This window comes from Chromobacterium piscinae (assembly GCF_021129175.1).
Lineage (GTDB): Bacteria > Pseudomonadota > Gammaproteobacteria > Burkholderiales > Chromobacteriaceae > Chromobacterium > Chromobacterium piscinae.
The window spans coordinates 1-22,549 of the sequence record NZ_JAJOHV010000025.1; the positions used below are offsets into that span (position 1 = coordinate 1).

General features: G+C 57.8%; 31 protein-coding genes. 22 read left to right on the plus strand and 9 right to left on the minus strand.

Translation table 11 applies throughout. The annotated features are described in order from the left end of the window. A partial coding sequence (gene topA, locus LQR33_RS08600; RefSeq protein ID WP_231468371.1) for a type I DNA topoisomerase occupies positions 1 to 1,893 on the minus strand: 1,893 nt, incomplete at its 3' end. A 164-nt stretch (positions 1,894 to 2,057) separates the two neighbouring features. Here topA and LQR33_RS08605 point away from each other — a divergent pair. From LQR33_RS08605 to LQR33_RS08620, 4 genes are all read left to right on the plus strand, one after another. Next, entirely contained in the window at positions 2,058 to 2,978 is a 921-nt protein-coding gene (locus tag LQR33_RS08605; protein WP_231468373.1) for a hypothetical protein, read from the plus strand. A 60-nt stretch (positions 2,979 to 3,038) separates the two neighbouring features. Further along, positions 3,039 to 3,545: a hypothetical protein gene (locus LQR33_RS08610; protein WP_231468375.1), complete on the plus strand. Its 507-nt coding sequence runs from the start codon at positions 3,039 to 3,041 to the stop codon at positions 3,543 to 3,545. Between the two features lie 78 nt (positions 3,546 to 3,623). Beyond that, the gene (locus LQR33_RS08615) at positions 3,624 to 4,517 is read left to right on the plus strand and encodes a recombination-associated protein RdgC (RefSeq protein ID WP_231468377.1); all 894 of its coding nucleotides are present in this window, start codon (positions 3,624 to 3,626) and stop codon (positions 4,515 to 4,517) included. Next, positions 4,507 to 5,244: a TraX family protein gene (locus LQR33_RS08620; RefSeq protein ID WP_231468379.1), complete on the plus strand. Its 738-nt coding sequence runs from the start codon at positions 4,507 to 4,509 to the stop codon at positions 5,242 to 5,244. The genes LQR33_RS08615 and LQR33_RS08620 overlap by 11 nt, the downstream gene beginning before the upstream one ends. A 79-nt stretch (positions 5,245 to 5,323) precedes the next feature. On the opposite strand, the gene LQR33_RS08625 is transcribed toward LQR33_RS08620, so the two are convergent. Beyond that, a complete protein-coding gene (locus LQR33_RS08625; RefSeq protein WP_231468381.1) occupies positions 5,324 to 6,013 on the minus strand; it encodes a hypothetical protein in 690 nt (229 codons plus the stop codon). 84 nt (positions 6,014 to 6,097) lie between these two features. On the opposite strand from LQR33_RS08625, the gene LQR33_RS08630 reads away from it, so the two are divergent. Beyond that, on the plus strand, positions 6,098 to 6,856 hold the full coding sequence (locus LQR33_RS08630) for a hypothetical protein (protein WP_231468382.1): 759 nt from the start codon (positions 6,098 to 6,100) through the stop codon (positions 6,854 to 6,856). A gap of 487 nt (positions 6,857 to 7,343) precedes the next feature. Here LQR33_RS08630 and LQR33_RS08635 read toward each other — a convergent pair whose 3' ends face one another. The 3 genes from LQR33_RS08635 to LQR33_RS08645 form a co-directional block, all read right to left on the minus strand. After that, positions 7,344 to 7,715, minus strand: a complete 372-nt coding sequence (locus tag LQR33_RS08635) for a hypothetical protein (RefSeq protein ID WP_231468384.1) — start codon at positions 7,713 to 7,715, stop codon at positions 7,344 to 7,346. Between the two features lie 75 nt (positions 7,716 to 7,790). Next, entirely contained in the window at positions 7,791 to 9,035 is a 1,245-nt protein-coding gene (locus tag LQR33_RS08640) for a site-specific integrase (RefSeq protein WP_231468387.1), read from the minus strand. A 127-nt stretch (positions 9,036 to 9,162) separates the two neighbouring features. Further along, entirely contained in the window at positions 9,163 to 9,417 is a 255-nt protein-coding gene (locus tag LQR33_RS08645; protein WP_231468389.1) for a helix-turn-helix domain-containing protein, read from the minus strand. 223 nt (positions 9,418 to 9,640) lie between these two features. Between LQR33_RS08645 and LQR33_RS08650 the strand changes: the two genes are divergently transcribed. From LQR33_RS08650 to LQR33_RS08685, 8 genes are all read left to right on the plus strand, one after another. Continuing rightward, the gene (locus LQR33_RS08650) at positions 9,641 to 10,084 is read left to right on the plus strand and encodes a hypothetical protein (RefSeq protein ID WP_231468391.1); all 444 of its coding nucleotides are present in this window, start codon (positions 9,641 to 9,643) and stop codon (positions 10,082 to 10,084) included. A 15-nt stretch (positions 10,085 to 10,099) separates the two neighbouring features. Beyond that, on the plus strand, positions 10,100 to 10,777 hold the full coding sequence (locus LQR33_RS08655; RefSeq protein ID WP_231468393.1) for a hypothetical protein: 678 nt from the start codon (positions 10,100 to 10,102) through the stop codon (positions 10,775 to 10,777). A gap of 109 nt (positions 10,778 to 10,886) precedes the next feature. Then, on the plus strand, positions 10,887 to 11,705 hold the full coding sequence (locus LQR33_RS08660) for a hypothetical protein (RefSeq protein WP_231468395.1): 819 nt from the start codon (positions 10,887 to 10,889) through the stop codon (positions 11,703 to 11,705). Between the two features lie 20 nt (positions 11,706 to 11,725). After that, positions 11,726 to 12,442 carry a hypothetical protein gene (locus LQR33_RS08665; RefSeq protein WP_231468397.1) on the plus strand — a complete coding sequence of 239 codons (717 nt, stop codon included), beginning with the start codon at positions 11,726 to 11,728 and terminating at the stop codon, positions 12,440 to 12,442. 33 nt (positions 12,443 to 12,475) lie between these two features. Beyond that, positions 12,476 to 13,246, plus strand: a complete 771-nt coding sequence (locus LQR33_RS08670; RefSeq protein ID WP_231468398.1) for a hypothetical protein — start codon at positions 12,476 to 12,478, stop codon at positions 13,244 to 13,246. A 20-nt stretch (positions 13,247 to 13,266) separates the two neighbouring features. Beyond that, entirely contained in the window at positions 13,267 to 13,893 is a 627-nt protein-coding gene (locus tag LQR33_RS08675; protein ID WP_231468400.1) for a DUF6012 family protein, read from the plus strand. A 27-nt stretch (positions 13,894 to 13,920) separates the two neighbouring features. Further along, on the plus strand, positions 13,921 to 14,547 hold the full coding sequence (locus tag LQR33_RS08680) for a hypothetical protein (protein ID WP_231468403.1): 627 nt from the start codon (positions 13,921 to 13,923) through the stop codon (positions 14,545 to 14,547). A gap of 11 nt (positions 14,548 to 14,558) precedes the next feature. Continuing rightward, complete coding sequence (locus LQR33_RS08685) at positions 14,559 to 15,092, plus strand: SGNH/GDSL hydrolase family protein (protein WP_231468405.1); 534 nt, start codon at positions 14,559 to 14,561, stop codon at positions 15,090 to 15,092. A gap of 88 nt (positions 15,093 to 15,180) precedes the next feature. Here the strand turns inward: LQR33_RS08685 and LQR33_RS08690 are convergent, their stop codons facing one another. Then, positions 15,181 to 16,182 carry a DNA-binding protein gene (locus LQR33_RS08690; protein ID WP_231468407.1) on the minus strand — a complete coding sequence of 334 codons (1,002 nt, stop codon included), beginning with the start codon at positions 16,180 to 16,182 and terminating at the stop codon, positions 15,181 to 15,183. Positions 16,183 to 16,366: 184 nt separating this feature from the next. Here LQR33_RS08690 and LQR33_RS08695 point away from each other — a divergent pair, with 184 nt between their 5' ends. Beyond that, positions 16,367 to 17,548: a tyrosine-type recombinase/integrase gene (locus LQR33_RS08695; protein ID WP_231468409.1), complete on the plus strand. Its 1,182-nt coding sequence runs from the start codon at positions 16,367 to 16,369 to the stop codon at positions 17,546 to 17,548. Positions 17,549 to 17,604: 56 nt separating this feature from the next. Here the strand turns inward: LQR33_RS08695 and LQR33_RS08700 are convergent, their stop codons facing one another. Beyond that, positions 17,605 to 18,093: an RIP homotypic interaction motif-containing protein gene (locus tag LQR33_RS08700; protein WP_231468411.1), complete on the minus strand. Its 489-nt coding sequence runs from the start codon at positions 18,091 to 18,093 to the stop codon at positions 17,605 to 17,607. A gap of 11 nt (positions 18,094 to 18,104) precedes the next feature. Continuing rightward, the gene (locus LQR33_RS08705) at positions 18,105 to 18,476 is read right to left on the minus strand and encodes a hypothetical protein (RefSeq protein ID WP_231468413.1); all 372 of its coding nucleotides are present in this window, start codon (positions 18,474 to 18,476) and stop codon (positions 18,105 to 18,107) included. Positions 18,477 to 18,611: 135 nt separating this feature from the next. On the opposite strand from LQR33_RS08705, the gene LQR33_RS08710 reads away from it, so the two are divergent. The 8 genes from LQR33_RS08710 to LQR33_RS08740 all read left to right on the plus strand — a co-directional run bounded on the left by LQR33_RS08710 (position 18,612) and on the right by LQR33_RS08740 (position 22,277). Beyond that, a complete protein-coding gene (locus LQR33_RS08710) occupies positions 18,612 to 19,073 on the plus strand; it encodes an antitoxin PaaA2 family protein (RefSeq protein ID WP_231468415.1) in 462 nt (153 codons plus the stop codon). After that, complete coding sequence (locus tag LQR33_RS08715; protein WP_231468417.1) at positions 19,067 to 19,342, plus strand: type II toxin-antitoxin system RelE/ParE family toxin; 276 nt, start codon at positions 19,067 to 19,069, stop codon at positions 19,340 to 19,342. Before LQR33_RS08710 ends, LQR33_RS08715 begins: the two co-directional genes overlap by 7 nt. Continuing rightward, positions 19,342 to 19,881: a hypothetical protein gene (locus tag LQR33_RS08720; RefSeq protein WP_231468419.1), complete on the plus strand. Its 540-nt coding sequence runs from the start codon at positions 19,342 to 19,344 to the stop codon at positions 19,879 to 19,881. The genes LQR33_RS08715 and LQR33_RS08720 overlap by 1 nt, the downstream gene beginning before the upstream one ends. A gap of 598 nt (positions 19,882 to 20,479) precedes the next feature. Then, entirely contained in the window at positions 20,480 to 20,692 is a 213-nt protein-coding gene (locus LQR33_RS24385) for a tyrosine-type recombinase/integrase (RefSeq protein ID WP_378108690.1), read from the plus strand. Positions 20,693 to 20,726: 34 nt separating this feature from the next. Then, positions 20,727 to 21,014 (plus strand): helix-turn-helix domain-containing protein, encoded by a 288-nt coding sequence (locus LQR33_RS08725; RefSeq protein ID WP_231468421.1) that lies wholly within the window; start codon positions 20,727 to 20,729, stop codon positions 21,012 to 21,014. Between the two features lie 27 nt (positions 21,015 to 21,041). Then, positions 21,042 to 21,407 (plus strand): hypothetical protein, encoded by a 366-nt coding sequence (locus tag LQR33_RS08730; protein WP_231468423.1) that lies wholly within the window; start codon positions 21,042 to 21,044, stop codon positions 21,405 to 21,407. Positions 21,408 to 21,431: 24 nt separating this feature from the next. Further along, entirely contained in the window at positions 21,432 to 21,782 is a 351-nt protein-coding gene (locus LQR33_RS08735) for a hypothetical protein (RefSeq protein ID WP_231468424.1), read from the plus strand. A 66-nt stretch (positions 21,783 to 21,848) separates the two neighbouring features. Continuing rightward, entirely contained in the window at positions 21,849 to 22,277 is a 429-nt protein-coding gene (locus tag LQR33_RS08740; protein ID WP_231468426.1) for a hypothetical protein, read from the plus strand. Here LQR33_RS08740 and LQR33_RS08745 read toward each other — a convergent pair. Further along, positions 22,262 to 22,546 carry a hypothetical protein gene (locus LQR33_RS08745; protein WP_231468428.1) on the minus strand — a complete coding sequence of 95 codons (285 nt, stop codon included), beginning with the start codon at positions 22,544 to 22,546 and terminating at the stop codon, positions 22,262 to 22,264. The two genes, LQR33_RS08740 and LQR33_RS08745, sit on opposite strands and share 16 nt — an antisense overlap. Between the last annotated feature and the right edge of the window lie 3 nt (positions 22,547 to 22,549).

The following is a 22,549-nucleotide window of genomic DNA, read 5'->3' on the forward strand; positions in this document are numbered from 1 at the left end:
TTTATTTATAGAAATTACAGCCGGATCGAATTTTTCGGTATGCTCGCAAGCCTTGTTTTCCGCGTAGCCACTGCAGGACCAGAACTTGCCGTAGCGCCCGTTGATCGCACGCATAACGCGGCCGCATTTCGGACAATCCTTGGTCGGGCTATCAGCTGGATCCTCTATGCCGGCTGGGCGGGGGACGGTGACGAAGCCTTGTTCTTCTTCGGAAAGGATATTCCACGATTCGCGCATCAGTGCGACGTGGTTGAGCTCGCCTTTGGCAATGCTATCCAGCGCCGCTTCCATGTCTCGCGTGTAACTGAGGAAGCTGTATGAGAAGTTTGGGTAAATCACTTGGTAGATCAGCTCGCAAATTTGGCTGGGTACCAGATACCCTCCTTCCTTCTTCGAGTAGCCGCGGCGGGAGAGCGTGCTGAAAATGGTGGCATACGTCGCTGGTCGACCGATGCCAAGCTTCTCGAGCTTACGCATCAGACTGGCCACGGTGTAACGCCGCGGCGGCTGCGTCTTGTGTCGGCTCATCGTGCTGTCGTCCACGGCGACCAGATCACCGGCATTCAGCGCTGGGAGTGTCGGCAAGGGAGTGTCTTCGTCTGATTCCTCGTCCGGGTTATCGGATTGGCCAGCTCCGGAAATTCGTGCAAACCGCAGATAACCCGGATCCACCAGTTGCCGACCGCTGGCCTTGTATTGGAACTGCCCCGCCTCGTCTTCCAGCAGCAGCTCCTGCACGTCGTAATGGGCTGGAGCCAACTGGCTTTGCAGCGCGCGCAGGCGTATCAGGCGATAGAGATTGCGCTCCTGCTCGGTTTCGCCAACGTCTTCCAGCTCCATATTGGCTGGACGAATCGCCTCGTGTGCCTCCTGCGCCCCGGGCGGGGTTGGCCATTTGTTCGGTTTATCTGGAAATGGTAAGCCCAGTTTGGCGGCTAGTTGGTGGATGGCCAGGATCGCTTCTTCGGCCAGGTTAGGTACGTCGGTGCGATGGTAGGTGATATGGCCCGAATCGTAGAGCGACTGCGCTGCGGTCATCGTGACGTCGGGATCGTAACCCCAGCGCATTGATGCCTGCTGCTGCATGGTCGAGGTGATCAGCGGCGGTGGCGGCATGCGAGTCGATTGTTCCCGAGTGTAGTCCAGCACGCGAACGGAGGATACGGACACCGCAGCCTGGGCGATTGCTTTGTCCAGGCAGATCGGTTTGGGCTGCTCGTAATTGGTTTGTGCGTTGCCTTGCAGTTCGACCTGCGCGCGTACTGACTCGGGGATCATCCAGCGCGCCGACCATTGGCGTTCATCATTATGGAACTGCAGCTCCACGGTGTAGTGTTCACGGCTGACGTGGGTGCGGATAAGCGCCTCCTGTTCGACCAATAGCGCCTGGGCAGCGAATTGGACACGGCCCGTGGATAGGCCTTTGTGGCTGAGCTTCGTCGACAGCGGCCGGCTGAGGCGGTAGCCAATCATGCGGTCGATTCCACGGCGCGCTTGCTGGGCGTTCACCAAGTGATAGTTGATTTTTTCACTGGTGAAAATGGCCTTCTCCAGGGCGGCCTTGGTGATCTCGTTGAAGCGGATCCGTTTCGGAGACTTGAGTCCGAGCATGGTCGCCAGGTGCCAGGCGATCGCCTCGCCCTCGCGATCCAAGTCGGTACCCAGGATCACCTGGCTGCATTTCTTCATTGCGGCTTTGATGGTGACGAACTTCAACCGGCCTTTTTCGGTGAACTCATACTTGAGCTGGAAGGTGTCGGTATCGATCCCGAGCTCGTGTTCCGGCAAATCCCGGAAATGGCCGTAACTGGCCATCACCACGAAATCCTCACCTAGGAGCTTCTGGATGGTTTTGGCCTTCTTGGGGGACTCAACAATCAGCAGGGTAGTCATGTGGTTGCCTTTTGCAATATATGATGCATTGGCCATTCTACCCGCGAGGCGCGATGTTTTCACAAAATAATGAATAATCATGCAATATATATTTAATGCTTCGTTATGCAGTGTTATGCTTACCGTATTGAATGCAGGCGGAGTTAGGACGAGGAGGGGAAGGATTGGAAACTGGCCGAACGGATATCGTAGGAATCGATGAATTGGGCGTGTTGATGTATCTGCAAGACTTGCTGGAGCGGCTGACAGCTTTCAGCGATGAAATGCTGATTAGGGATGCAATCACACTGGTTGAGTCGACGCATTCGGCTGATCTGGCGACACCCCAGGCTTTGAAAGGCCTTATCGATCAGATCTGGGGGCGGATTAGCCGCGTGCTCGATTGCAGCCAACACGGGGTTCTTCCCGACAGTGATTTGTTCCAACTGGAATCGGAACTAGCCGATCAGAGCGGGCAATTGCAACAGGTCATCATTAGCCGGGCTGCAGCCGACCAGTGGGCTCTGCTGCAAATGTTGGCAGAAGAAGGGATTTTGGTTTCAGGCATGGATAAGCTGCTCGCTCTGCTGGAGACCCAGATGGGGGCCAATTGGCGGCGCACCTTCATGCTGTGCGTGGCTGAGAGCCGCGGCGTCCAGTTCAGGCGGCAGTTATTCGGTCGGGACGAGCAGGCCATTAGCCGTGGTTTGTTAGACGCGGGCTTCGATAACAATGATGTCAAAATGTTTCTCTGCACGGTTCGGCCAACCATGAGGGCGCAAATTTCTGTTTGGCTGGCTCAGCCAAAGGTATCTGTTGGGTTGAAGGTACTGGGGTTTGGCTGGGAGATTGCATGCAGCGCTAAGGCTCTTGCGTTGTTCGTCGTTATGGTCCTGCGTTGGTTTGCTATTCCGTATCCTTCTCTTAACCAGCTTTTGCCTATGACGCGTTGTTTGCCGGGCTGGTCGGTTTGGGAACTATTGGCGGGCGTAGTTATTTTTGCCTTGATGTGCGAGCTGCCGGCCTGGCTTACCGCAGTAGCTCGACAACTACTGGCGAGCCGCCCCAATACGGGGTATAGCCCGAGCAAAGCTAAACTCCGTTAAGCGCGCAGTGCCGTTTGCAGAGGTTAAGCAATAGGTGTTAATCAATTCAAGGAAAGTGCCATGTCTCATAAAGTTGAAAATTTTGCCTCCACGCTCTCGCTTGCCGAATTGAAGAAGAAGAGACTGCAGTTGCGCAATATCCGGATGGCGGTTGCCAAATCACTCCGTGGAAGCATGGGGCCGCGCTTCGAACGGGCTTCAATTGGCAGCGTTGCGGCAGCGGCCGCATTGCTGGGGATTGGCAAACTGCTCGAAGCGACAGGCGTTCATGTTGTGTGGTCTGCCCTGTGGTGGAGCGCATTCATACTTGGGCTGGTCATTCATCTGTGGGTCAATATCAAGTCCAAGTTTCCAAGACTCTGGATTGACCTCATCGATGCCAAGCTGTCTGAATACGAGCCGGTCGACAAGGAGGCATTCCGACACTTGCAGCACCATACTCGCGAAGCTGGATACCTTGAACTCGCTTACGTCCGCGAGTGGATCTCCACTGAAAGCTACGCCCTGGATATCGCCGGCGGCCGGTTCACCCCGAAGCGCAATTTGTTCCTCGACAAACAGATGTAAGTGATTATGGGTTGCCTTTGGCAGCCTTGGCTTCTAGGTGATTTGGGATAAGGAGTAGCTGCTGTGTTGATAAAAAACATGCGGACCTACCTGCTTGGCGATACCTCGGATTTCGGGGTAGAGCGCCTCCAGGATACGCTGAAGAGCAAACCGTTTGTTGAATGTGGCAATCAGGATTGGTCCTCCAAAGGGTGGATCCCGCCTCTGGAGAGTACGCCGGATCTCTATGTGCTCGCCGCCGAGGATCTGCTCCAGATTGCGCTACAGGTCGAGGAGAAGGTGCTGCCAGCAAAAGTCCTCGCGAAGGAGCTGAAGAAACGTGTAGCGGTGATCGAGCAAAAAGAGAACCGCAAGATGGGCCGGAAGGAGAAGACCGCCCTGAAAGAACAGCTGACCGACGAGCTGCTGCCTAGGGCGTTTACAATCTGGAGTGTCACCCGGGCTTATCTTGATATTCGGCGCAGCCTGCTGATGGTCGATACTAGTTCGGCCGCGGCCGCAGAAGAAGTGATCGCGGCGTTGCATGACGCCATGCCTGCGTTTAGCGCCGCGCTGCCACGCACGGTGCAGATGCCGTATACCTGTCTGACCAACTGGCTGGTCTCGGCGGAATTGCCCGAAGGCTTTGAGTTTGGCGAAGAGTGCGAACTCGAGGTCGCGGGAGAGGGCGGTGCGCTGATCAAGGCGAAAAACCATGACCTCCAGTCGGAAGAGATTCGCCAGCACCTGCAGGGAGGCAAGCAATGTTTCAAGTTGGGTTTGATCTGGGCTGAGCGGATGTCCTTCATCGTGACGCATGAGCTTGTGTTGCAAAGGGTTGCTTTCCTTGATGTGCTGCAGGAAGAGATCAATCAGCAAGGAGAGGATATCGAATCCTTGGCCAAGGCGGAAATGCTGATCACAGTGAAGGAGGCCGGCACGGTGTTTGAGGCGCTGCTGGCTTCCTTTGGCGGCCTGGCTCATGCGGAATAAATTTCGAGCATTGTGGGTCCGGGGCGCGGCCATCTCCGCACCCGCGTTCACCCCTGGTCAGTTAGACCACCTCAAGCTGCTGGCCTTCATCTCGATGCTGGCCGACCACGTCAACAAGGGTCTACTGCATGGTGCGTACCCATGGATGACGTCGTTTGGGCGGCTGGCCTTTCCTCTGTTTGCCGTCGTGTTTGCGTTCAACCTGGTGCACCACTTTTCACAACCGCGCCGGTTCGTAATGCTCAGCCTTGCCTTCGGCCTGCTGGCACAGTGGCCGTTCCATTATGTGATCGCCATCCATGGAAAAAATCAGCAGTGCTTGAATATCTTGTTCACGTTCCTAATTGCCTGGGGCGTCAATCGGTTGTGGGGAAGAGGTAATGGCGGAGTTGTTGCGGCCTCCCTGCTGTTTACTTTTGGCGGGGTCGCACTTTCCCCTGCTTCGTATTCGTGGCACGGGCTTGGATTCATCCTGGCCCTGGTCGGTTGGTTCCGTTACGGAGGCGTGGCGTTTCCGCTGTTGGCAATGGCCGTTTTGGGCCTTGTTGTGTACGGATTTCCCTGGATGTACCTGACCATCCTGTTTACCATCTGGATCGTGGCTGGCCCCTGGAAGGTGGAAGCGCGCCGCGTCCGTTTTTTACCGCGGCTGGCGCTTTACATTGGCTATGCCCTGCACTTGTGGGTGATTTATGGGTTGAGTCTGCAGATGGTGGCCAGGGGATAGGCTGCCGCGCGCTGGAGGGGTAGGGGATATGCTCGGTAGGGTTTTCACCAGTGAAAATGACATGCCCCACACAAACGTACTAACGGATCCTGGCATTCAGAAATCGAAGAACTTCCTCTTGATGGTCAATCCGGTCGATTTTGCAGTTGGCAAGGGCCTTCCAGCCCTGCGTCGCCATTGACTCAATTATGCTTTTGATCACCAAATTCTGCTGCAGTTGGGAATACCGGTTAGGCAGCACAAGTCTGTAATTGCGCAAGTAAGCGTTCATTAGCGTCAGGTGCCCCATGAGAGGGGCGATTTGTCTTACAGCATCCTGAGGTGCATGTTTACATACAAACCCTACCGTCGAGCTATAAGCGTTAATCTCATCCAGAACATTGCCGAGAGTGTTGTTGGGTGTTCGTTTCACATATCCCTCCCAAACGGCCGCTAGTTGACCCTGCTCGTCAGCTGTCGGCTGGATCTGTCGATTTTTGAGGCCAACCCAGTAGGCAGGTTCATAGCCGGCCAGAATCTGTCCGTTGCTCCAATAGCCGACATTGGCTGCGCTAGCTATGTGAATCAGTTCATGCGACACGATTGCCAGTTTTTCGTAAGGATGCTGGAAGTCTTGCTGCTCTGCGTACTTGGTCAAGGCTGGCACCTGCTGCTTGTAGATTTGATGAAGAGCTGCGATCGAAGCATTAAAGTTATGTAAGTCCGACAATGGCATTGGGCCTGCAGCAGCTAAGCAGGGTAAAAGTAGTATGGGGAGAAGACGCTTCATGGAGCAACCTTATGAAAATTTGGACAATTATAAGAATTGGAATGTAAAATAACACAATAATTATTGCACAAATGAGGTTTAACTATGCGCAAGATAGCTCTGCTTGCTGCGGTGCTTGCAGTACCGAGTGTGGCCTCAGCAGCGAATGTGAAGTGGTGGCACCAGATCACCGCAAACACAGCAAAGAATAATGGGAGCATCAGCCTGCGAGATGCGAATGGCAATGCGGTGAACATCATTGCTAATCCGACAGCTGCTCAGGTCAAAGCGAACCAAGCAACAAACACTCAGCCACCAACGGTGGTGGTACAAGCTACCACGGGTAGCTGGAAGGATCCTGTTGCAGACTGGGCAACGCTGGTTGCTTTGCCGGCGGCGAACAACGGGGTTGGAGATGTTCGCCTCATCAGGAATCTTAACCGAGCTTTCGCATGGGATGGGGCGAACTGGAAGCCGTTGGCTGCGGATCAAAACGGAAAGCTGCAAACTGGTCGTATCCACTTGACGGATATTGTGACTGAAAACACATCGTGTGTAGATCCTTCTTTACCGAACAATGGAAATGGTCAAGTTGCAGTTGATGCAAGCGGATTGCAACTTTCTTGCCAATCCGGTAGCTGGGCAAAACAATCAGGAGGACAGCCAGTAATTAGCTACAGTCCAGTCATCGGATCTGGACAAATATATCTTGGTCATCAAGATTATTGTAGTCTCTCTATTTATAGCCAAGATTACGGCAACTTCAGAAAGTGTCAGATTTTTAATTCTGGCTCTGATTGGTACTTGTCTGCTAGTTCAAACTCCTCTTGGGTGAACTGCCAAGCTGTTTGTTTTCATATGTGATTCACTTGCCAATCCGGTCGCTGGAAAGGCAGCTCCCAATCTGGTCCTGTGATTGGAACAGGAGTTGGCCAGATGTGGATGACATTCGGTTGCGATGCGTCACCAGCAAACCCAAGCACTCCACCATCAACGTGTGGGCGATATTGGTATGGCAATAATGCTTTAGGTTATGGAAGCTGGACACCAGTAGGGCCAAGCCTATATACAGGCCAAACAATGGGGGGTAACTTAAATCTGTACTGGCAGTTCTGGTATAGAACGAACTAGCAAAGCGCTGTCATTAAAAAAGCCCGCATGAGCGGGCTTTTTTCTACTATTTACAACATAGCATGTCTCTAGACCAGGAACCGGTTGACGAGAAGCCTGCTGTAAAATATCCGCTGCTACAAGACTGTGCCCCACTACGAATATCCCAATTTCCTGCCCAGTAACACTGTGCCCATTGACCGCTGCTTGAGCCCCCTTTCCAGCGACCGGATTGGCAAAATCATTCTACGATGAATGCGTATGCAGAAAAAATACCTGGCCCGCAGCCCCAAGGGTAAGACTCTATAGAAAATTGGGTTTTTGCTGGAACAAAAAATGAAAGGAATCCAGTTTTTGAATAGTTGTCGTTTGCCGTGCTATTAGTTGCAACTCTTCCAATGCCAGCAATATTTGCACCTAAATCATATCGATTTCCGCATTGACCTCCCGATGTACTATTCCCACCGGTAGCAAATACTGCTAAAGCCTTATCTGATGTATTGAAACTTGTATATGTGCCGACGGTTGATCCGAGGTTTAGATAGTGGCCATTGAAGCCACCAGTGCTGCCTTTCCAGCGACCGGATTGGCAAGCCAGTTTGGCATATGACAAATTGGATATTGCATTGTGCTAGACACGCGGCCATGCTTGGTTTTCAGTTATTTTTTCCGCAACTATATCGACCGATTAAGTCGTAGCATATCCGCAAGTTTGCAGATTTTTCTCAGCCATTCGTATGGTTGTATTTCCAACTTGTTTCGCAGATAGGTCATCCAAGAATTCTCCTAACGGAGAGATCCAGACCCACTGGCTTTTTTTCGATGGCAATTGCAAACTTCCGACCGGGCTTGGCGTTGGTGTGGCGCGTCCGTCAACTAGCAGTCGTACCAAACGTTGCAGCAGTAATGCCTGGGCCAGTGCCTGTGCTTCATCAATGCGGCTGCTCCGTACTCGCAGATCCTCCAGATCTGGAAACTCCACAATCACTTGGCGGCTGTAGATAGTAAGGATAGCTGGGTAGGAAGGTAGTTGATCGCGTAATATCGAACGTTCGGCCTTCCTCCGGCGTGGAGGGTTGAGCTTGGGCACGATCTGGCTAGCAACTAGGTGAGCGTAACGCTTGAGCATAGCGAGTGACTTGTGACCGCTGATAGTCGACACTTCCATCGTATTCAAGCCCAATTCAAACAGCCGGCTGATGGCCTCGTGACGCAGATCATGGAAATGGAGATTCTCGATACGAAGCCCTTGGACCAGCATCCTCCAGCTACTTTTGAACCCCGCGGCACTGTACCCGAAAATCTTGCCGTCCGGCTGTGGAGAGAGGTATTCGCGAAGGATGGACTGTGCTCTTTCGCTCAGAGGAACCTCACGGACCTCGCCGTTCTTGGTCTGTGGAAGCAACACGGTTCGTTTTTTCCATGACACGTTTTCCCACGTCATCGCCAACAACTCCCCTTGACGACAGGCCGTTTCTAATGCCAGCACGATGATGGCGTACATTTCTGGGTTGGAATGCCTACGGGCCGCAGGCAACAGTTTTCTTTCTTCTGCGCGCGTCAAGCGGCGCACACGCCCAGGTGGGGATTTTGGTTTGCGTAGTTTCTCGATTGGATTCGATAAGTCCTCCATCCCCCACTCGGATATCGCCATGGTGAAAACGTGGCTGAGCAACATGAGCTCTAATTTCACCGTCGCAGGGCCCAGCGTGCAGCCAGGCTTGCGGGGGTGTGGCGACGCAAGACGCAGATCCCGGTAGGCAACGCAGTGACCGCGCTCGATCTCTGGTAATGTCAAATCACCGAGGTGTTCCTGGAGTGGCCTGATCCGGTAGATCTCGGTCTGGTAGCTTTTTTTAGCTACTGATATTGTATTGACGTAGTAGGTAAGCGCTTCACGCAGAGGAGTAGTGCAAGTTGGGATATACAGCATTTCCTATCTCACACTCACAAGAAGCATAGTGGGGGGGAAGCTATGGCTTGCCACTATATAGGGCTGGACGGATGATACCCGTGGGCCTGGAAGGATATAAATGTAACGGTGTCTACTACGGGGGAATTCAGGATGGGTTGTTACGATCATGGTTCTCTCTTATTCTTGCCTGAATAGCCGTGGCAAGATGCGCTAGTGAAATATCTAGGGCGCTGCAGAGAGCAAGCATGGTGTCTAGAGTCGGCGAACGGTCTCCACACTCCAGTAAGGAGATGTAATTGCGAGTGAGCTCAGCTTCGAAACCCAGAGCTTCCTGAGAGAGTCCCTTTTGTTTTCGCAAGTCGCGAAGGACTGCCCCGAATGCCCTGTTGTGATATTCCATCTGGTCTTTTCCTTAAGACCAAGATTTTCAGGGTCGCCGAAGCTAACGTCGTCCAACTATTGTTGGTAAATCGCATCTGAACTCAAGGCTTGGTGATTTATTACATTAAATGATGTATAATTTTCACTAGTGAAAATTGATGAAGGTTGAATTCTATCGCACCTTCAGCGGGGTGATTGATGCAGGGTGGTTGTAACAATTTTTTAGCGGTAAGGAGCAGAGCATGAAGAAACTGGTTACCAAACCTGTGATAACGGTGATTTCCCATACCCGCAAGGGCGACAAGGTCACCACCATTTCTGAAAAAAACCTGGTCTATGGTCTGCTGACTGGCGCGCTGCTGGTCGCGGTGTTCAACATCGTGCCGGACCAATTGAACCGCTGGGAAAAGCGCGAGAAGGTCGAGGCGCTGCAGCCGGCGATGCAACGACTGGCGAGCGCGGGCCGTCCGGAAGCCAAGCTGTGGCTGACGCTGCATGCTGACCAGATCAACCGTCCGCAGCTCGCGGCGCTGGCCGCGCAGGGACTGCCAGAGGCGATGTATGCGCACGGCTGGTTGCTGCGCCATGACGGCAAGCCGGATGGGGCGGGCTGGATCGCCCGCGCGGCCGCCGCCGGCTGGGTGCCGGCGCTCGAGGACCTGGATCGCCACGCCAAGGGCGCGTGAGCGTAAGGAGAGACCATGATCTCGCTGATTTTCCCGGCCGACAGTCCGCTGACGCGCTGGCAGCAGTTTTGCCACCAGGCCGCCCTGCGCAAGCTGTTGCGCGACGATTCGTTCTATATCAACGAGCTGAAGGCGCTCAAGCAACGGCTGGGCGGTGCGGAGCCCGATCCGGCGCTGCAGTCCGAGCTGGAGGCGCTGCACTGCATGCGCTACCGCGACATCCCGGCCGACCTGCAGGCGCAGCTGGTCGACAAGGTTGGCCAGTACCTGGGACTGCCGATCCGCGGCTGGCCGGGGACGCTGTGCCGCCGGCGTTACTTGCTGCCGGCGCTGGCCGGTTTGGTCGGGATCGGGCTCGGCCTGGTGCTGGCGCTCGAAGGGACGGCGCTGTTGCGCGCGGATCAGCAGCCCGTGCCGGCCCGACTGTCAAACGCGCCGGCGTCGCCGGCGGGGCCGTTCCCCGTCGCGCAACCGTTGGGGCTGCCGGCGCGCGACGACACGACGTCGGTGTTCGAGCTCGAGCGCGACAGCGCCGAGCCGGGGCGCGCGTTGGCCGCGCTCGGCCGCCAGCTGCAGCGCGAGCTGCCGGCAGCAGCGGCGCAGCAACCGTATCGCTTGAGTGTGCGCGTCGAGGCGGCGTCGCCGGCGGACGATGGCAGCAGCAGCGAACCCGTTGCGACTGCTGTGCAATAGTTATTGCAATATGTGTCGATGTCGCGATAACTGCCACTGTCGTGACCGGGCGAATCTTTCATCCGCTGGCGGCCCACTGGCCGCGAACTTTCAAACTGGAGAACATCTTATGTCCCAAACTATCTTCCCCCGCGTGACGGCGCTGGCGCTTTTGCACACCGCTGTGGCAAACCTGCAGGCGGCCGGTGGTGGCGTCGTGGTCGTAGTCGGCGCGAGCGGCGTCGGCAAGTCAGAACTGCTGCGGCAGTTCGGTGAGCAAGTCGATGTCCTGGCAGTCACTGTGCATGCCGTGGCGGACCACGACCCGCTATCGCCGGCACTGCCGGTGCTCACCGGCCTGACGGTGATCGACGATGGCTATCGCTTTGCCAATACCGTCGAGCGGATCAAGGCGCACGTTGCCCAGCAGCAGGTGGCCATCGTGGCGCTGCAGTGGCTGGAGGACCTCCCAGAACTGGTGGAGTCGGGCCCCAGCCAGATCGTGCGGGTCAGTCACTGGCACACCGAGTATTTGGCTCCGGGCCGCGACGCGCCGCTGGCCGGTTTGGCCTGCATTCCGCAGGCGACAGTTGGCACGCTGGAAGAAGTGGACTACCGCTGGTCGATCTATGCCGGCGTCAGCCATCCGGACACCCCCGAAGAGGAAGCCCAGCAGGCGGCGGATCGCCAGCGCTATCCGGACTGGCTGAAGTGGAATGAGGCTGGTTGTCCCGTGGTCAGTTCGGAACGCAAGGCGCGCTTCATGGCCGCGATCAGCGGCTTGCCGTTCGCCTACTGCCTGACCTGGGATTACTTCGACTGGATCGACCTGGTGGCCTCCGAGCTGCTCGATGGCGACCCGGAGGTCTTGCTGCAGGAGGCGTACACCGAGACCTTGCGACTGACCCAGACGGCCGAGCACGAGGCCGGCGTGGCATATTACCACTAACCCCGCAAACAGGAGTCATCATGACGACAAGACCTCTTTCGACCGCTTGCTATGCGGCGCTGGCCGCCCTGAAGGCGCAAGCGCAAGCCGTGACTGCCACGCTGATCCCGGATGCACCACGCGTAGGGATGGGGACCGGCCTGTTCCCGCTCGGGCAGGCTCAGCAGGCGATGGCCGCCAACGAGCCGTGGACCAGCCGCATTACCCGCGCACTAATGGCCAACATGGACGGCATCACCATCGACACCGCCGATAACGCCTGGCTGGAGCGCGTGTTTGTCGGATATGACGAAAGTGCACCGTTTTCCCAGTTGGCGCAGGTCTTAGGCCTTGCAGATGAGCGCCATCGCCTGGAGCAGCTGGATACGTCGCGCCCGCTGACTCTGGAGGCTCGCCGTAACAGCGGCTTTATGTCGGATCTGGTCGAGGGCCTGCATGTTCCGCTGCTGGTGAGCGGGGCGGAAGCGCAATCCTTTCTGGCCTGGGCTGGCAGTGCCGGCTGGCGGCGTCAGTTCGAGCGCGACCTGCAGTGCGTTGCACAAGACGAAGAGGGCCAGCCGTTTTTGACCACCTGGATGTCGCTGGACACCTTCCGTGAACAATTCTGCCGGCAAGGCCTTGACCAGCCGGACCACTCAATCCAGGTGCTGATGCAGCGCCTGTTGGACGCCACCGCAAGCTGGGCGGCAGCCGGAGCCAATGAGGTGGACCTCAGCGGCTACTGGACCAAACCGTAAACAATGACCACGGCATTTCAGTTGGAGTAGCAGATGAACCATCACAACGAAGCCTCCGCCGAGATCCTGAAGCAGGCGCTGACGATGGCGTTTTCGCTCGGGGCCCATGCCCGTGAAACCGACACAGGTTGTTTGCCGGTAGGGGCGGATGTCGTCACCCTCAAACGCTATACCGACGAGGCCCTGGCCGCACTGACAGCCCAGCGTGTGGCGGCAGGTACGACGGTCGATCAACAACAAACCGGCGTCTACGGCAAGTTCACCGTTTGCCGGGTGGATGGCCGTGATGCTCCCGGTGGCGACCGCTACGGAGCCGATTACTTCGTGCTGGATGTGACGCATGACCGTTTTGCCAAGCCGGCCCTGGCGGCCTATGCGCAGGCCTGCTCCGGCGGCTATGCACTGCTTGGGCAGGATTTGGTTATGCGCTATGACCTGGGCGACTTTAGCGAAATGACCCAGCCGGAAGCGACGCTGTGCGAGCTGCCTCCGTGCGGTGTGCCAGACACCCCGCCCGCCGTGCGTGAGTGGGTCGAGTTGGCCAGCGCCATCGTGCGTCAGCAGCTGACCGGTGCCATCACCGCCTCGCTGTGGGCCTACCGCCTGGGCAGCACCGAATACCTGAGCTGCGACCTGACCGACGAAGCTGGGGCCGCTTGGCCGCTGACGATTGTCGCGGCAGGCACCCCGAAGGTGAGCGGGCCGGTCGATGAGCCGCACACCACCGATCTGGCTGAAGCGCTGCATCTGGCCGCGCTGCTGGTCAAGGCGCTCGGCGCGACCGCAACGTTCGGGCGCGAGTAATCAATCCTGGGAGCATCAAAATGCTATTACATTTGGTACCGCGACTGTATCTGGCCCACGTAGCACGCGATCTGGCTGTCGATCTGGTGGACCTTACTATCGAGCCGTTCGGCATGGTGTTGCAGGGTGGGCGCGACCTAGTGGTGCGCAAACCCTATCCGAACAAGAACTACCTGGCGGGTTGCCGGAAGGCAGGACAGAAGGCGATCAATGGGGTGCTGGTGGAATTGCCGCAGCCCGTTACTACGCTCAGCACAATTACGCGCTGGTCTGTTGATGCTGAGGTCGTGCTGACACACCATGTCGAGCGTCAGATTCTGGATGCCGATTTTGATCTGATCAGCGATCACATGCTGTTATGGTATGGCGCGTGTGAGAGCCTGGGGGGGTGGTCATCTCGTTGGCCGAAGCAGCCAGCGGATCGTCGAGACATGGCCCCGGTCGATCTGCAACCGCGTATGGATTTGTGGGCACCCGAAATGGGCGGTTTGCCCCAACAGGCATGGCGGCGTGACCGCATCGAAAAAGGGATGATTCTGGAACGGGCGGAATCCATTGCGATGCCGACGTTGGAGTCGGGCCGGTTGTTCGGTCCTCGTGCCAAGGTTGATCGCTATCCGGAGAGGACAGATGCATTCCATATCTAACCAGCTTCCATTCTGAGGGGGCTCACCATGCATAACGAACTGTGCCAGCTGGCGGTGAAGTGGCTGCAACGGCCGCAAAGCCAAGGCGGGCCCGGCTGCACCGTAGCGGTGAGTGAGGTCCGTACCGGTTGGAACGGGGAGGTGCCGGATGCCATCGGTTTCCGGGCCTCGGGTGATTTCAGCGACGGTTCAGTGGTGGTGGAGGTGAAGGTGTCGCGTGCCGACTTCCTGGTCGACGCCAAGAAACCGCACCGCCAGGCTGGGGGCATCGGCACCTGGCGCTACTACCTGTGCCCGGAGGGGTTGATCCAGCCGGACGAGCTGCCGGCCGGCTGGGGGCTGTTGTGGGTGAACCGTCGCGGCCACATCAAGCCGATGGCGGGGCCGGCGCTGTACGCCAAGGGTCACTACCAGATTTACCACGACACATTGGCGGCGTGGTGCCAGCCGGTGGAGGCGGCGCGGGAGCGGTTCCTGCTGGTCAAGCTGTTCCACCGCATCGGTGACGCGGAAATGCTGAACCAGACCCTGAAAAGCGCTTACGCGGAACAGGCTCGGCTGGTCAATAAGGTGAATATCATGCAGGCCGAGCGGGACGAACTCCGGCGTGAGCTGAACCGCCAGCGGCTTGAGCTGCGGCAATCTACCAACTGATCGGAACTCCCATGACGAAAAGACCTCTCCTGCCGACCTGCTACGCGGCGCTGGCGGCCTTGAATACGCTAGAGCAATCTGTGGTCAAGGCGATGGTTGTTACTAGCTTGCTCTTGATGACTGTATTTGATGCAAAAGCATCAGATTGCCTTGTCCTAGGAGACAGCATCGCGGTTGGAATTGGCCAAGGGCTTTCAGGGTGCGCCGTGCAGGCCAAAGAGGGTCGCACAACACGCCAAATCATTGGCCATGTTCCCAAGAATCACTACTACGTCGCAATTATCAGCGCTGGTAGTAATGATGGGGAGCGCGCTTCGCTGGTAAGCCTGCGGATGCTACGTAGCTACATCCAAGCGCAAGAGGTTGTTTGGGTTATTCCATCTTCAAAATTCAAGGCAGCATTATTCGTGCAGTACATTGCCCAGGAGTTTGGCGACCGAACGATATCGTTAGATCGTGTGCTTAGTAATGACTACACTCACCCGACTAACACCGGCTATCGATTGTTGTCTTCTACGTTGGCTCAGTTTTATCAACTTAAGTAATTCCCACAACGTAAGAATTCTTTGTGGGCTGCGATCGAGGAATACGCAGGAAAATACCCACAACTTTCATCCACGTCGCCAGCGTCCACTACGGTGCCGGCGGCGTCATGCCGGCCGGTATCCGCTCCAGCAACTGGGTCATCAGCTGCTCGGTTTGCGCCAGACGTGCGATCAATCCGGCATTGTCTTGGCGCAAGGCGGCCAACTCGCCGTCGCGCTGCTGCTGGGTGGCCTGAGCGGCCGCCGCGGCATCAACGTGCTGCTGCAGCTGGACCTGTAGTTTTCCCTTGCCATCCTGGACATGCTGCAGCTCGGTTTTCAGCACCGTCAGTTCGTTTTGTCGGCCGGCAGCCAGCTGGCGGGCGTGATCCAGGTCCTGGCGCAGCGTTTGCTCGGTTTTTTGCTGCCGCGCTTGCAGCGCTTCGATAGCGCGCGCGTGGCGCTCACGCTCGGTCAGTAGCTCATCATTGAGCAGCGAGTACTGGTTGGCCGCGCGTTGCTGCGCCTCGGCGGCGGCGGCTAGCTCGCCGGCATGCTGCTGCTCCAGATCCTGCCGGGCCTCGGCTGCGGCCGCGCGCTCGGTCTGCAGCAGCTGATGCAGCCGGCCCTGTTCCTCGCGCAGCGCCGCGGCTTCCTGTTCGCGGGCGGCCAGCAACTCGCGGCGGTGACTCAAGTCGTCGCTCAGCTGCTGCAGCTGCTCATTGCGATCCAGCAGCAATTCCTCCATTTCCGCCAATCGGCCACGCAGCGTGGTCAGCACCTGATCGCGCTCGGCCAGCAGCGGGGCGAACTCGGCCTGCGCCGCGCGGTAGGCGTCGGCCCACAGCGTGGCCAGCATCGGCGCGGCCAGCTGGGCGACAGCCGTCGGCAAGCCGGGAAAGGCCTGGGCGGCTTCGTTCTCTTTGCGCCAGGCCGCTTCGCTGGCTTCGGCCTGCTGCTGGATCGTCGCATTGGATCCGCTGCCGATCTCGTCGCGGATCACGTTGGCGTTCGGGCGCCGGCCGGAGGCGGCCAGCTCGCGGCGGACGATGGCGTCGACCTGGGCGCGGACGGAGCCGGGCTTGAGGGCGGGTTTGTCGTGGTTTTCCATGGGGAGGGTGGTTTCGCGTCGAGTTTTGATAGGTAATAAATTACATAATTACCGTAATTACATCAAGATAAATCTAGGCTTTACGTTATTATTCCTCTAATCACGTTGGTAGATTTGCTACACTTCCGGCAGGGTCGACGACACCTGGCCAGCCTGGCTGGACGCGGCCCGCAAGGGGATGGGGATGAGCACTCACGACGCGATTGAGCTGGTCGCGGTGCTGGCCAGCGAAGTGGCCGCGGTCGACGCGCCGCCGGCGTTGCCGGCCGGCGACCTGCAGGCGGTGGCCGACTGGCTGGCCGAGATTGAGCTGAACCGCTCGCTTGCGACCTGGCGCAACTACCGCAAGGAGGTGCAACGCCTGCTGTTGTGGCTGCAGCTGCAGCAGCTGACGCTGGCCACGGTGACGCGGCGCGATCTGGGCGATTTCCAGCGCCTGCTGCAGACGCCGCCGGCCAGCTGGCTGAGCGCGCGGCGCTGCCCGCTGGGGCATGCTGGCTGGCGGCCGCTGAGCAAGCCGCTGGCGCCGGCCAGCGTCCGGCAAGCCTTGGTGATCTTGCACGGTCTGTTCGACTGGCTGCTGCACCAGGACCGCGCCGGCGTTAGGCGCAATCCGCTGCATCGCTGGCCGATGCCGGCGGTGCCGCCGGCGGCCAAACACGAACGCGTGCTGTCGCGCGCGGCGCAGGCCTGGCTGCAGCAGTCTGTAGCCGCGCTGCCGCGCACGCGGCTGCACGAATACCACACCTATTACCGCGCGCGGTGGCTACTGGCGCTGCTGCTGATCGGCGGGCTGCGCCGCGAGGAAGTGGTCAACGCGCGGATGGGTGACTTCAAGCGCTATGCGGATCTGGACGTGTGGGTGCTGCAGGTGCTGGGCAAAGGCGGGAAACCACGCGAAGTGTCGGTGACCGCGCAGTGGCTGGCCGAGCTGCGCTACTACCGCGAGCAAGCGCTGGGTCTCGCGGCGCTGCCGACACCGGACGAGACCACGCCGCTGCTGATGGCGCTGAACGGCAAGGCGTGGCTCGATCCGCGGCCGGTGACGGCGGGCCATCTGTACCAGCTGGTGAAGACCTTGCTCAAACACGCGGCGGCAGCCGCCACCGACGCGGGCCAGCCGCACCTGGCGACCGAGCTCGCGCGCGCCTCGACCCATTGGTTCCGCCACAGCGCACTGACCGCGAAACTGGAAGCCGGCGTGCCGCTAGAGGACGTGTCGGCCGAAGCCGGCCACAGCGACCCGAAAACGACGCTGGGCTATGCACACAAGTCGCCGGCGGCGCGGGCGCGACGCCAAGTGGACCTGCAGCTGATGGAGGGGGAGCCGCCGCCAGCCTGGGCCGGCTTTGGTGAGGACGAATAACGGGCTAGGCCGGGAAGCCGCCTCGCGGCGACGGCGGGGCGGTTGATGTCTCGACGTCAGCCGCCCAGCAACGCGGTGACGCCCGCGCCTACCAGGGTGGAGACCAGCGGGTGGCCGAGGAACTGCTTCAGCAGCGACTTGGCTTCTTCTTTTTGGGCCGGTGACGCGTTCGAGTTGTCGATGTTCTTGATCAAGGCCTCGAAGGCGTTGGCAATATTTTGGGTGTTGTTATCGCCAATTTGCACGGCTTGGGCGGTGTGAATATTGATTTGCGGCGGGCTTTTAGTGTGCATAGTCTTGGTGAATTCAATTTGATAGTGGGACCCAATAACACCATTGCCCCCTGGGTAAAAATTGACCTTGGTGACATAGTGCTTGTCATCATTGCCATTGGGCAATTTGCGGATGACCGTGTCGCCTTCCGCGATATTCACCGCGTCATCCTCGATCAGGATCGTGCCACCGGTGAATGTGGCTGGAACAGGGCCAAACACTGGGCCATCCGGTTTTTGAATAAAGGCATCGGTTTTAGGGAAGTGCGGCATAGGGTTTCCTTTTAAGTTTGACTGGATTCGACGGTAGTGAAGTGGTGACCTGCCCACTGATTCGCACGATGCGCGGCGACATCGCTGCGGCTGCGGTCCAGCGCCTGGCGCAGCGGCGTGCCGGCAGCCGGCTCCGGCAGCACGGTGTAGTGCCCGCCATGTCCCTGAAAGCCCTCAAACAACGCGGTGAGCCAGTCCGGCGCGCCGGCGCGGGCATCGACGACGATCATCTGCTCGTCGAAGCGCGGGCGCTGCTCCAGGATCTGGCGCAGTTGGTCCTGCAACGTCGCCGGCATCTCGGGCTGCACCTCGACGATGCTGTAGCGACCTTCTTCCCTGTTGTCGTTGGCGGGGTGGGTAAAGCGTTGAATCTTGAATTCCATAGCTGTAGCCGTTGTCTGTGGTGAATGCCGACATGCTATACGAGCTCGCGGCCGGCGGCGACCGTATTGCTGAACCGATAGCAAGTAATTATAATTTGCAATGACGATTTATTATTACTTGCAGAGGAGGCCGATATGGCGACTTTGGAAACTATCGATCACACCACCCTGTCGCACCTGATCGATGCCGGTAGCGTGCGCAACGCCCAGGCTGTCGGCCAGACCGGCGGCTGGTCGGTTGTGGTGAAATACGGCGCGTCCCAGCATGCGCTGGCGACATCGCGCAGCAAAAAGGTGAGGCTGTTCAAAAAATTGGAGACCCTGGTCGCGTATCTAGCCGGCGTCGGCATCACCCATTTCGATGTCGATGCTGCGCAATTCAACCCCGCCAGTACTCAGCGGGTGCAGCGGCCCGACCGCAGCGCCGCGTTGCGCCGCGCGCACCAGGCCGCCGCCTATGACGCCTATGTCCGCGCGGCGGTGCAGGTCGCACTGGATGATCCTACGCCTGGCGTGCCACATGAGGAAGCCAAAGCGATGTTCGCGGCCAAACGCGCGGCGTTGAGGCAACGTAGTCTGAAGGCGAAGGAATGCTGATCTGGAAAGCTCAGGCGCTGGCTGATCGCGACACAATCCTCGACTACATCGCACAGGACAACCTTGCCGCTGCGGAGGCGCTGGACGAACGCATCGAACAACGCGCCGAGCAGCTGCTCGACAAGCCGAGTCTGGGTCGCCGCGGCCGCGTCGACGGCACGCGCGAGTTGGTCGCGCATCCATCCTATCTGCTGGTTTACCGGGTCGACGACGCCGGCGACATTGTTGTGTTGCGAGTCTTGCATACCGCGCAGCACTGGCCCATCTGATGGCAAAATTTCGCTATGCGGACTTCATCAACCAGCTGCGTCCGCTGCTGGCACAAATTGACGCCTTGCAGGGCGAGCGCGAGGGTCATCAGGCGCATGCCTTCCGGCAATGGCGACACGCGCTCAACGATCTGCTATTACGGGTCGGTGAGCAGGGGTATCGGCCTCATTGCCACGTCGGCGGACGACGATTCGGCGCGGGGCGCTGGATGGACCGACAGGCGCCACTGCGCAATTATGTGTCCGACCTGCGCGAGACGCAGATCGAGCTGAGCACCATCATCGCCAATTTCGACCGCGATGGCACGCCGCCGACGCCGCCACGCTCCGCCGACAGCCTAGCCGTGCCGGACACGATTACGCCGGCTTGGTTGTGGCGCCATTTGTCGGTGACCGCCATTGCGGCCCTGCTGAGCGGAGCGGTTGGGATTTTCATGGCGGGTGTATATGTCGGCCAGTCGAAACTGTACGCGGATCTCATGCATACATCGTCTCCGGTTGACAGCACTCAACCCGCAGCTAAAACGCCGAGGCCTTGACCGACTTAGCACCAGGAGGTGCCCATGAAGACGCGGAGCGGGCCGGGCTATGTCAGCCAGGCGCGCAGGCACCATGTGCCGAACAGCTGCAGCAACAGAAGCGCAAGCGCCCATTTCCTTCTTCCCACTACCGCTAATCCGGCCAGACCCAGCGCCAGAACGAACCATATACCCTCTATCAGGTGCAACCCCATGTCACAACTCCTTGCGTGAACCCAGGCTCGGACGGAATGCACTGGCCTGGTTCAGCGTATAGCGCGAATTTGATGCGGCTCACGGGTGGGCAGGGAGAAATTTTCCAACGTCAGAAATTCTTATGTCGCGTGGTCAATGATAGGCAGTTGATTTTTCGAGGACGGTAACAATTGCTGCTGACCCACTGCTCCGGCTTGCGTTGTACCGAAACAGCTAGGCTGATCTTTCTGACCAACCCTAAGCTGCGACAGGCTCTTGAAAGCTATCTGGAGTACCGACTGCAAAACAGGCTTGACTGCGCCTTAGCTGCTACAGACCATCGTGGTTTTTAGCGCAGACGAAGCTGCTTCTGACTCATCGTCTGCCTGATGGCCGTCAGGCGGAGTATTGGGCCGCTGACGCACTGGAAGCGCGCTTCAGGGTGTTGAACCGCGCAGCCGGCATTAAGACTAGCTCGCATGCTGGCAGGAGGTCGTTTTCGAGTCGTTTACTCAAGTCTGGCGTGTCGCTGGAGCAGCTGGCCATCCTTTTGGGCCACCAGGACACTGAGGTGACGTCTGCCTATATCCAAGTAGAAAGAAAAACGCTTCGATCCATGTACGAACATGCGCTATGATTGGGTGCGATTAACGCACCTCTTTAGGAGTGGAATGAAACAGCCCCCGAAATACCCAAAGGGTGATCTTCGCCGCATGCTTATGGTTCTGGCTGCATTGCAGCCAACAGAAGGCGCAACGCTGGTGACTATTGCCGAAAAAACAGGACTAGATAAGAAAACTGTTTCTAATCTTTTGGCTCAAGCAAAGGATCAAGCTGGAGTCGAATGGGAAAAGATTGGCGCAGTGTATCACCTTCGCAACATCGGGCCAGTATTCAAAATGGAAGGAGTGAAAATGGCCTTGCGCGGTGCGTTAAACGCACCCATAATAGAGCCATAGTCGAACAACCAAGCCAGGAGTGAAGCCATGGAGCGGTATATCAGGGTGGAAAACGAAGACGGTGAAACTGTTTCAATTCCGGCAAAAGTCGGTCTTTGTTCCTGCTGCGAAGGGTATGGGAAAGTAGAAAACTCAGCGTTTTCTAATGGCTTTACATCTAGCGAATGGGCTGAGCTGGATGATGAGTCTAAAGAAAACTACATGGCCGGCGATTACGACGTGCAATGCAAAGCCTGCGAAGGAACAGGACGGGTGTTGGTGCCAAATTTGGAACGCATGACGTTCACCCATAAACGCATCTTGGTAAACGTGCGTAGGGAACAACGTGAAGTGGCCGCTGCGGCACGTGCCGTTGACGCAGAGATGGCGGCTGAGCGTGCGTTTGGCTGTTAATTCGGAAAACTGGAAGACTAGATCATGCCCTATACCCTGACCCGTGCCGACCTCGGCTCTATCACCGACCCCGAGATGGCATTCAGCACTGAAAGGCTGTTGCCAGCGTGGGAGGACATCCCCGAAACGTTCAAGAACGATCGAGGCAACATCTACGTCGAGTTGGTGAGTGCGTTGTTCTACGGTGGCGAGCTGCCCAACTGCGACATGGAGTTCCTGCCCGATTTCGACGACGAGCAGGCGTCTGCTGATCTGAATAAGTGCGTGCGCGCCCACCTCCAGTCGTTTGCGCCGAAGCATGAGCACAAGATGGCAGGTGTTGCATACATGGTGTCATGCGTGTGTACGCTGCACCCTGCGGCGCAACCCGTCTGAGCCACCGGAAAACACTGCACCTGTGGGTGCCCGCTCCAGGCCGGCAGCCTGGCAAGGAACCAAACAATGCAAAACGGACTGCAATACAGGACTGACGCGGCCAGTGTGGGCGAAGCTCTTGCTGCTCTGCAGGAGAAGTTGAAAGGAGTCAAAGCCAGTGATTTGCAGGCAATCAATGACGCCACCTGGCATACCTGCGCGCAGTTCGACGTAAGCCAAGACGCGCTGGAAAACGCACTGGCGTCGGCTGAAACCGTGTTCGACGCGATGGCGGACGAAAAAATATCTGCGACAAAGCTCGCACGAAAGTACGGCACGACCACAGCCGCAGTGCAGTTGGAGCTGGTTCGTTTAGGGTACATCGAAGTTCGTAATGGCCTGCACTTCATCACGCCCCTTGGCCGATCCGAGGGCGGCGAGTGGCGGCAAAGTCCGGGGGGCACCTGCCAGGACGGACACATGGTCTGGCCTACCAACCTTCAACTGTCGTTTTGACCATCGGAAAAAACATCATGGCATCTGTAATTGAACGAGTCTTCAACGAAACCGGGTCGCAGTGGGCTGATTGCCCCAGCACTTACGAAATTGCCGATGGTATTGCTGGCCGACGCCTGGATCGGCGTTGCAGCTACGCCATCATCAAAGGCGATGTCTGCGAGCTTGTTCGCTTCTCCATGTCTTGCAGTGGCTGCAATGAGGGTATGGGCGAAAAAGGAGCCGGCTGCAATGAGTGCGGTTACACCGGTCGATCCCGCGTAAGTCAATGG